Below are 9,271 nucleotides of genomic sequence, written 5' to 3' on the forward strand. Positions count from 1 at the left end.
GAGCAGGGAAGCCGTACATGGCTGACAAACTTCACGTTTCGCTGGTCACACCGGAAAAGGAACTCTATTCCGGCTATGTCGATCAGGTTATTGCGCCAGGCTCCGAAGGTGAGTTTGGTGTACTGGTAAACCATGCGCCGTTCATGACGACCCTGGCCGAAGGCACGGTAACGATTATCGATGGCGCGAAAACCATCCAGTATCAGGTACGTGGCGGCTTTGCCGATGTGAACGCCGAGGGCATCACCATTCTGGCGGAACACGCCAGCGAATATGGTGAAGACGTCGGTACGGTTCACTAAGGTCCGAAAATGACGAATGAAAAAGCCTTTCGGTTATTGCCGGAAGGCTTTTTCTATGGGCATTTTGCAGAACCAAGTGAATATCGAAATAGGGGGGACAAATGAAACAGATGATCAGCATAGCCGGTCTTATGGTTCTTATGGCTACGGGAGCCGCAGCGGCGACACCGCAACAGGTCGCTAATGGCTTTGTAGAGGGGGTTGGCGTTTGCCTTGAGGCCAGTCTGCTCGGGGTTAAGGTCAGCGCGCTTCCGCCTGCCTATAGTAAGCTCATTAGAAAAGGCGATGAGGCTGGACGTTTTCTGGTAAGCGCGACTAATCCGGACGGGCCGATCTGGGATGTAAAATCCGCCGCGGGCCAGGTCATTATTTCTGAAGCAGCTGACGGGGACTGTGAGGTGGTCACCTATGGGGCACCAGTCGAGTCGACCTTCAAATCGGCATTAAACGTCATTCAGAAACGCGACTCACGCTTCATAGATGCGGGTGACAAACCGGATAGTTATACGCCAATCCGTTATGGTCTTGTGGCCGAGGCGGAAGATTCAAAAATTCATATTGTTTTACAAGGTGCTGAACCGGGCACAGCCCCGCAACGCCGCTTTCGCTTCAGCACGTTAAGTGCGCGTATTTTGAGGACGCAGCCTTAGGCAGGCAAGAGGCGGTCAGTATGCTGGCCGCCTCTTTTTGTAACCTATTCGGCGGCCATCAGCGTGTCTTCGGCGACCGCGTTTTCGATATCGCCGGTCAGTTCCGCATCTTCACATTCGCGGGCAATGTCACCCAGCGACACAACACCGACAATGCGTTTTTCGGCATTGAGCACGGCCAGACGGCGAATCTGCTGATCCTTCATGTGCTGGGCGGCCTCAACGACATCATCGTTTTCAAAGCAATAGACGATGCGGTCGGTCATTACTTCATCGACGTGGGCCTCAGGACCCAAGCCTTCGCCTAGGCCGCGTACCACTATGTCGCGATCAGTAACCGCCCCGACCAGACGGTCATTATCGCCGACAGGCAGGTAGCCGCAGTCATAGTCCCGCATCAGGCGGGCGGCGACCCGCAGCGAGGTTGTGGGGCTGACAATCTTAAAGTCGGTACACATGACGTCATAGATACGCATAGTCACTCTCCTCAGTTCGGGATTCCGGATTGAGGGGGGAGCCTAGCAAATACGGCATAAGTTAAGACGACAGGCCGGAGGGCTGTGGATAAAAATGTCGTTAGGGGGTTGGCGATGTAATGCCCTCTCCGGCGGGACTTCGCGCTGACCTCTCTCTGCTTGCAGGGGGAGATATAGGAAAGGAAGATACCCCACCACCCCGCCGGCAAACCGGCGCGGTCCCCCTCCCCGCCATAGGCAGGGAGGAGTAGGGAAGAAAACCTCAAAGTCAGGGAGGAGTGGGGAAGCCACTCTCCGTTAGGCGCGGTAAAAGCTTTTGTACCAGTTGATAAAGGCTTTGACGCCCTGTGCGACCGGTGTGCGGGGCAGGAAGCCGGTCAGGCGTTGCAGCAAGACCGGGCTGGCATAGGTGCGCGGGACATCGCCTTTTTGCATCGGCAGGAGATTGCGCTTTAATGGCTTGTTTATGGCCTGCTCGATGCAGTCTATGAACGGCAGCAGGCCAATGGGCTGACCGCCGCCGATATTGACTATGCGGAACGGCCCCTGTGGCGACAGGGTATCGTCTTCGACGCGATTGTCTTCGGAGGGGGCGACAGGCACCAGACGCACCACGGCTTCGATCAGGTCATCAATATAGGTGAAGTCGCGTTCCTGACGGCCTTCGCCATAGACATCAATGGCTGCGCCCTTTTCACCCGCCTCGACGAACTTGAACAGGGCCATGTCTGGTCGGCCATAGGGGCCATAGACGGTGAAGAAACGAAACGCCGTCGTCGGTATCTTCCACAGGTGGGCATAGGTGTGGGCCATGACCTCCAGCGCCTTTTTCGAGGCGGCATAGAGGGTCAGGGGTTCGTGTGTGCGGTCGTTTTCCTCGAACGGGGCCTTTTCGTTGGCGCCATAGACGGAGGAGCTTGAGGCCAGCAGCAGGTGTTGGGGTTTAAGCTCGCGCGCCACCTCAAGGAGGTTGAAGGTGCCGACAATATTGGAATCGATATAGGCGCGCGGGTTTTCAAGGCTGTAGCGCACACCGGCCTGAGCCGCGAGGTGGATGATGACATCCGGCCGGAACGCCGTAGCGGAGCCGGTCAGGGCCTCAGTGTCCTCAAGCATGGCTTCGGTGTGCTCATAGCCGCTGTAGCCATTGAGGATCTCAAGGCGCGACAGTTTGAGCATGACATCATAATAGGGTGTCATGCCGTCAAAGCCATGCACTTCATGGCCGTCATCCAGCAGACGTTTTGCCAGATGAAAGCCGATGAAGCCTGCCGTGCCGGTTATGAAAAAACGCATTAAGACCTAAGGTTTACAGAATCGACTGACCGGTTTTTGCCCAGTCAGCCATAAAGATTTCCAGCCCCTTGTCGGTCAGCGGATGCTTGAACAACTCGTTGAAGACGGCGGGGGGCAGGGTGGCGCAATCGGCACCGGCAATGGCGGCCTGAGCGACATGGGCGCTGTTGCGCAGCGAAGCGGCCAGAATTTCGGTGTCGAAATCATACTGGTCATAGACGGTGCGGATGTCGTGCAGCAGCTGAATGCCGTCTGCACCCTGATCCTCAAGGCGACCGACGAAAGGCGACACAAAGGTTGCGCCCGCTTTGGCGGCCAAAAGCGCCTGAGGCACTGAGAAGCACAGGGTGACATTGGTCATCAGGCCCTGTTCGGAAAACGCCTTGGTGGCTTTCAGGCCATCAACGGTGAGCGGCACCTTGATGACAATGTTCGAAGCGATAGCAGCCAGTTTCTCACCTTCGGCGATCATCTGCTTATAGTCGGTGGCGGTGACTTCGGCAGAAATCGGGCCGTCAATCATTTCGGCGATTTCCTTGATGACTTCGGCGATAACGCGACCTGATTTGGCAATCAGGGTCGGATTGGTGGTGACGCCGTCAATCAGGCCCGTCTCATTGAGCTCGGCCAGAAGCTTGGTGTCGGCGGTATCGGCAAATATCAGCATGGAGGCACCTCGGATTGGATAGAATGGGGTATATAGTCAGGTTCAGGTTTCACAAGCCCTAAGTCGGGGTATCGCGGTTATATGTCCTGAATGTTCCATCAGGGTTTTGGCAAAATGTCTTATGGGCAAAGATTGTTTAACATTCGTGATTATAGGTAGTTAGCCTTTGTTTGCTAAAGGCGGAACGAAGCAGCTCTTGTATTTTCAGTCAGGATTTTTTGTCCATGTGTGGCATTATTGGTATTATCGGCACCTCCGAAGCGGCACCGCGTCTGATTGAAAGCCTGAGACGGCTGGAATATCGAGGCTATGACAGTGCCGGTATTGCCGTGGTCACGCCGGAAGGGGTGGCGCGTCGCCGTGCCGCCGGTAAGATCAGAAATCTTGAGGGCGAGATTGAGGCGGCACCGGTTTTCGGGCAGGTCGGCATCGGACACGTGCGCTGGGCGACACATGGCGCACCGACCGTGGCCAATGCCCACCCGCACAGTCACGGGGCGGTGACGCTGGTGCACAATGGCATTATTGAGAACTATGCCGAGATTAAAGCCGAACTGGAAGCCAAGGGGCATGTGTTCAGTTCGGATACCGATACCGAGGTCATTGCGCATCTTCTGGATGTGACGCTAAAGACCGGGCTGGGTTTAAGGGAAGCTTTCAAGGCCGTGCTGGATCGTCTGCATGGGGCCTATGCGCTGGCGATTATCGTTGAGGGGGAGGCCAATACGCTTTTGGGGGCGCGTCGGGGTTCGCCTTTGGTGGTCGGCTGGGGCAATGGCGAGATGTTCTTAGGCTCCGATGCGCTGGCGGTCGGGCCGTTTACCCAGAAAATTACCTATCTTGAGGAGGGTGACTGGGTGGTCTTGTCGCCTGAAGGGGCGGAGATCTATGACGCCAGTGGCGGGCGGGCGAACCGTCCGGTGACCACGGTGCCCGCTTCGGCGGCGCTGGTGGAAAAGGGCGCGTTCCGGCACTTCATGGAAAAGGAAGTACACGAGCAGCCCGAAAGTACGCAGCGCACCCTGTCGGCCTATCTTGACCCGGTGCACGGCGGGCTTAAATCGACGGTTTTGGAAAGTGTTGATTTCGCCAGGGTCAGCCGGTTGCAGATTATCGCCTGTGGCACGGCCTATTATGCGGGCTATATCGCCAAGTACGCCTTTGAGAAGCTGGCGGGATTGCCGGTCGATGTTGAGGTGGCATCTGAGTTCCGTTACCGCGAACCGGCGATCATGGAGGGTACGCTGGCTCTGGCGGTATCGCAGTCAGGGGAAACGGCAGATACGCTGGCGGCGCTGCGCTGGTGCAAGGCGCAGGGTCATCAGACGGCGGCACTTGTGAACGTCCATACCTCGACCATGGCCCGTGAAGCCGACATTCTGTGGCCGACACATGCGGGGCCGGAAATCGGTGTCGCTTCGACCAAGGCGTTTACGGCGCAATTGTCGGCGCTTCTGGCGCTTGTGGTGGCGGCGGGTGTACAGCGTGGACGTATTGACGCGTCTGAACAGGCGCGTCTGGTGCAGCTTTTACTGGAAAGTCCCGGTCTTATTTCACATGCGGTGGCTATGGATGCCGATATTGCCCGCACGGCCTATGGCTTGTCGAAGGCGCGCGATGTGATCTATCTCGGGCGCGGGGCCATGTTCCCGCTGGCGCTTGAGGGTGCGTTAAAGCTTAAGGAAATCAGCTATATCCATGCCGAGGGCTATGCGGCGGGGGAACTGAAGCACGGGCCGATCGCGCTGATTGATGAAAATACGCCGGTTGTGGTGATTGCACCGGATGATGAGCTGTTTGAAAAGACCGCCTCCAATGTGCAGGAAGTCGCGGCGCGCGGTGGGCCGGTGATTATGATCACCGATGCCACGGAGAAGGTGCCGAACCTTAATGGTGGGCTTAAGGTCATCAAGGGGCCAGCCTGTGATCCGTTTATTGCGCCGCTGGTCTATGCGGTGCCGATGCAGCTTCTGGCCTATCATACGGCAGTGCATAAGGGCACGGACGTCGATCAGCCGCGCAATCTGGCTAAGTCAGTGACGGTGGAATAGGGCAGGGTTTCGTGAGCAGGGGGGGCATGTCTAAGGCGGAATTTCGGGCGGTTATTTTAACCCTGCTGTTTGTGGCGGTCGTAGCGGCGGCGGTTTGGATTCCTGTCAGGATAATGGCCTATAGCAAGGCGCACGTCACACTCATGCAGACGCCCTGCTATAGCCGGTGTCCGGCTTTTCAATATGATCTTTTCGGTGATGGCACCGTTGTTTACCAGAACGCGGATTTGAGCTATCCCGTGACCTATAGGATCAGCCGTCTTGAGGCGATCCATGCCATCTGGCGGATTGATACCTCAACTATCCGAAAAGGCTATTGGGAAGGCGTAGGCGGTACGCACACGCCTAGCTGTATCGTGCATTTCAGGTTGTCAGGCTGGTTCGTAGAAAATGTCTGCGGTACGGTTCACATTGAGGATAGAGATAAGATTAAACCGGCCCTTCGCCCCTTGATTAAGGTGTTAAGGCTGGACAGGGGTAAGCCTGATTATGAGCCTTCGCTTCCGAAGGATATTCATATCAGCAGGTTTGTGCCTTCACCAGAATATACGGTTGCAACAATTTGGAAGCCATCTCCGCCGCCGCCCTTACCTGATGAAGGGCTCAGTAAATAGGGCGGGCAGTTTTCACGGAATAGTTTGTTGGTGGGGCTTAATGGGTTGCCTTTCAGGGCTTATATGGCCTATGGCTGTCCGCAACTGAGAAACACTCAGACAGTCGGATCGTGGCATCGGCTTGCGATCTGAAACCCCTCAATGCCAGATATAGAAAGAGTGATTATGAAAATTGCGCTCATCAACGAAAACAGTCAGGCCGCGAAGAACGGTATCATCTTTGATGCTCTGAAAACCGTTGCCGAGCCTCTGGGCCACTCCGTTTACAACTATGGTATGTACGGTGCGGAAGACAAGGCGTCGCTGACCTACGTCATGAACGGCCTGCTGGCCGGTATCCTGCTGAACTCGAAGGCGGTTGATTTCGTCGTCACCGGCTGTGGCACCGGCATGGGCGCCATGCTGGCTTCGAACTCGGTTCCGGGCGTTTTCTGCGGCCTGATCGTTGACCCAACCGACGCCTTCCTGTTCGGTCAGATCAATGACGGTAACGCGGTTTCCCTGCCTTACGCCAAGGGCTTTGGCTGGGCGGCTGAGCTGAACCTGCAGGACATCTTCCGCAAGCTGTTCGAAGGCGAGCGCGGTCTGGGCTATCCTAAGGAACGTGCAGAAATCATGGCCAAGAACCGTGGCATCCTGCGTGAACTTAAGGCCGCCAGCTGCAAGGACTTCCTGACGGTTCTGAAGACCGTTGATCAGGACCTGCTGAAGGCCGCTGTTGCCGGTGAGAAGTTCCAGGAATACTTCTTTGCCAATGCGCAGGACGAAGACATCAAGGCCTATATCAAGGGTCTGGTGAACTAAGGTTCAGCCTTTTGAGATAAGAAACGCCCGCCGGTTGAGAGACTGGCGGGCGTTTTTTTGTGCGGAACGTGCCCCTCACCCCGACCCTCTCCGCAGAGGGGAGAGGGAGAAGGCAGACACCACCTACCTCGGGGCAATCGGGTGCAGGGCCTGAGGCCCTGCGGGGCGGAGGGTTTCGGCTAGCAGATGGGCTTCGGGAGCGCGGGACGAACCGGTGCGCCAGATGACCACAATATCGCGGAAGGCATCGGGGGATTTCAGCGGGCGGATGCTGACGCGGCTGTCGTGGACGAGGCTGGATTGCGCCGCCATAGCCGGCAGAAGCGACACCCCAAGACCTGAGCCGATCATCTGAACCAGCGTATTGAGCGAAGTGGCGGCAAAGCCCCCGCTGGCGTGGCTGTTTTCAATGGTGCCCGGGGCATTCCACTGACAGGCGGCCAGGGCATGGTCGCGCAAGCAGTGGCCGTCTTCGAGCAGGATCAGTTCCTCGGCCTTGAGGGCTTCGGGGGTGATTTCGGACTGTCTGGCCAGCGGGTGGTCGGCAGGGGTGGCGGCGACGATCTCGTCTTTGCAGACAAAGGCATGATCAAGCCCCGTCAGGTCATAGGGCAGGGCGATGACGGCGGCATCAAGTGCGCCGCTTTTGAGGCTTGAGATCAGGCGGGCGGTCTGGTCTTCGCGCAGGAACAGGCGCAGTTGCGGGAAGCTTTCCCTGAGGCGCAGCAGGGCGTCGGGCAGCAGGAAGGGGGCAATAGTCGGGATGACCCCCAGACGGAAACGGCCGCTTAAGGGGCGGGTGGCCCCTTGTGCGGCTTCGACGAGGTCTTCGGCACGGGCGAGGATGTCTTCGGCGCGTTTCAGGGTTTCCTCACCGATGGCCGTCAGGATGACCTGACCCCGGGCGCGGTCGATCAGGCGCACGCCCAGACCCTTTTCCAGTTCGGCAATGCCTGAGGACAGGGCGGGCTGGGAGACAAAGGCGGCCTCGGCAGCGGCAACGAAGCTTTTGTGTTCGTTGAGTAATTTCAGATATTGTAACTGACGCAAGGTCGGCAGCATGGCGGGTCTCCGGTGTCGCCTACTTAATATAAGCGTAATTTATCAAATAACCACAAAGCATCACTTATATTATTCATTTTGTGCGGGGTCGGTTTTTGTGTAAGGAGGCGCAACCTTCCCCCCACAGTGTTTGCGCCCCTTACATGAGTAATTCTCTGAAAATCGATGTTTCCACTCCGTCAGACCGTGGCGCGCCCAAGGTGGGTTTCGTGTCGCTGGGCTGTCCGAAGGCGCTGGTCGATTCCGAGCGTATTCTGACGCGGCTTAAGGGCGAGGGCTATAACACATCGGCCAGTTATGATGGGGCTGATGTCGTGGTGGTCAATACCTGCGGGTTTCTCGATTCCGCACGTGAAGAAAGCCTGAACGCTATTGGTGAGGCGCTGGCGGAAAACGGCAAGGTCGTAGTGACCGGCTGTCTGGGGGGCGAGGCTGACCTGATCCGTGAGCGGTTTCCGCAGGTAGCGGCGATTACCGGTGCGCATCAGTATGAGGAAGTGATGGAGGCCGTGCGCCGCATCACGCCGGCAAAGCCCGACCCATTTCGCGATCTGGTGCCTGACCCCAATGATCCGGGTGTGCGTCTGACGCCGAAGCACTATTCTTATCTGAAGATTTCCGAAGGCTGCAATCACCGCTGCTCGTTCTGTATCATTCCTTCCCTGCGGGGTGATCTGGCGTCGCGTCCGATTGATGAGGTGCTGCGCGAAGCTGAGGTTCTGGCCAAAAACGGCGTAAAGGAACTTCTGGTGGTGTCGCAGGACACCTCGGCCTATGGGTTGGATATCAAATATGCCGAGGGCCAGTGGCGTAACAATTACTATAAGGCCAGTTTTGAAGATCTGGCGCGCGGCTTAGGCGAGTTGGGCATCTGGGTGCGGATGCATTATGTCTATCCCTATCCCCATGTGAACAGTGTCATTCCGCTGATGGCCGAGGGCAAGATCCTGCCCTATCTCGATATTCCCTTCCAGCATGCAAGCCCTAAGGTGCTTAAGGCCATGCGCCGTCCCGGTAATCAGGAGCGCACACTTGAGCGCATCATGAGCTGGCGCGAAATGGCGCCGGATATCACCCTGAGATCGACCTTTGTTGTGGGCTTTCCGGGGGAGACGGAAACCGATTTCAACTATCTGCTGGACTGGCTGGAGATTGCGCAGCTTGATCGGGTCGGGGCCTTTGCCTACGAGAACGTTGAGGGCGCGGCGGCGGCGCAGTTACCTGAGCATGTGTCCGAAGAGGTCAAGCAGGACCGTCTGGCGCGGTTCATGGCCGTGGCGTCGCGTATTTCGGCAAAGAAGCTGGAGCAGAAGGTCGGTCAGGTGGTTGATGTGCTGGTCGATGAGGTG

Annotated in this window: 10 protein-coding genes; 6 read left to right on the top strand and 4 right to left on the bottom strand. The window is 57.1% G+C overall.

Annotation, left to right across the window (positions count from 1 at the left end; translation table 11 throughout):
• Positions 1 to 17: 17 nt before the first annotated feature.
• Positions 18 to 302, top strand: a complete 285-nt coding sequence (locus tag E5201_RS02235) for an ATP synthase F1 subunit epsilon (RefSeq protein WP_140984365.1) — start codon at positions 18 to 20, stop codon at positions 300 to 302.
• A gap of 101 nt (positions 303 to 403) precedes the next feature.
• Positions 404 to 952 (top strand): hypothetical protein, encoded by a 549-nt coding sequence (locus E5201_RS02240; RefSeq protein WP_140984366.1) that lies wholly within the window; start codon positions 404 to 406, stop codon positions 950 to 952.
• A 44-nt stretch (positions 953 to 996) separates the two neighbouring features.
• Here the strand turns inward: E5201_RS02240 and E5201_RS02245 are convergent, their stop codons facing one another.
• From E5201_RS02245 to fsa, 3 genes are all read right to left on the bottom strand, one after another.
• Positions 997 to 1,428, bottom strand: coding sequence for a CBS domain-containing protein (locus tag E5201_RS02245; protein ID WP_140984367.1), 432 nt, complete (start codon positions 1,426 to 1,428; stop codon positions 997 to 999).
• Positions 1,429 to 1,725: 297 nt separating this feature from the next.
• Positions 1,726 to 2,724: an NAD-dependent epimerase/dehydratase family protein gene (locus E5201_RS02250; RefSeq protein WP_140984368.1), complete on the bottom strand. Its 999-nt coding sequence runs from the start codon at positions 2,722 to 2,724 to the stop codon at positions 1,726 to 1,728.
• A 13-nt stretch (positions 2,725 to 2,737) separates the two neighbouring features.
• Complete coding sequence (fsa, locus tag E5201_RS02255; protein ID WP_140984369.1) at positions 2,738 to 3,391, bottom strand: fructose-6-phosphate aldolase; 654 nt, start codon at positions 3,389 to 3,391, stop codon at positions 2,738 to 2,740.
• A 224-nt stretch (positions 3,392 to 3,615) separates the two neighbouring features.
• Here fsa and glmS point away from each other — a divergent pair, with 224 nt between their 5' ends.
• The 3 genes from glmS (at position 3,616) to E5201_RS02270 (ending at position 6,860) form a co-directional block, all read left to right on the top strand.
• On the top strand, positions 3,616 to 5,442 hold the full coding sequence (gene glmS, locus E5201_RS02260) for a glutamine--fructose-6-phosphate transaminase (isomerizing) (protein ID WP_140984370.1): 1,827 nt from the start codon (positions 3,616 to 3,618) through the stop codon (positions 5,440 to 5,442).
• 26 nt (positions 5,443 to 5,468) lie between these two features.
• Positions 5,469 to 6,056 (top strand): hypothetical protein, encoded by a 588-nt coding sequence (locus tag E5201_RS02265; protein ID WP_140984371.1) that lies wholly within the window; start codon positions 5,469 to 5,471, stop codon positions 6,054 to 6,056.
• A 165-nt stretch (positions 6,057 to 6,221) separates the two neighbouring features.
• Positions 6,222 to 6,860, top strand: coding sequence for an RpiB/LacA/LacB family sugar-phosphate isomerase (locus E5201_RS02270; RefSeq protein WP_140984372.1), 639 nt, complete (start codon positions 6,222 to 6,224; stop codon positions 6,858 to 6,860).
• 123 nt (positions 6,861 to 6,983) lie between these two features.
• Here E5201_RS02270 and E5201_RS02275 read toward each other — a convergent pair whose 3' ends face one another.
• Positions 6,984 to 7,922 carry a hydrogen peroxide-inducible genes activator gene (locus E5201_RS02275; protein WP_140984373.1) on the bottom strand — a complete coding sequence of 313 codons (939 nt, stop codon included), beginning with the start codon at positions 7,920 to 7,922 and terminating at the stop codon, positions 6,984 to 6,986.
• 143 nt (positions 7,923 to 8,065) lie between these two features.
• Here E5201_RS02275 and rimO point away from each other — a divergent pair.
• Positions 8,066 to 9,271, top strand: a 1,206-nt coding sequence (rimO, locus tag E5201_RS02280; RefSeq protein ID WP_140984607.1) for a 30S ribosomal protein S12 methylthiotransferase RimO, incomplete at its 3' end; no start/stop codon positions are given.

Origin of the sequence: Asticcacaulis tiandongensis (assembly GCF_006475605.1) — a bacterium.
GTDB classification, from domain to species: domain Bacteria; phylum Pseudomonadota; class Alphaproteobacteria; order Caulobacterales; family Caulobacteraceae; genus Asticcacaulis; species Asticcacaulis tiandongensis.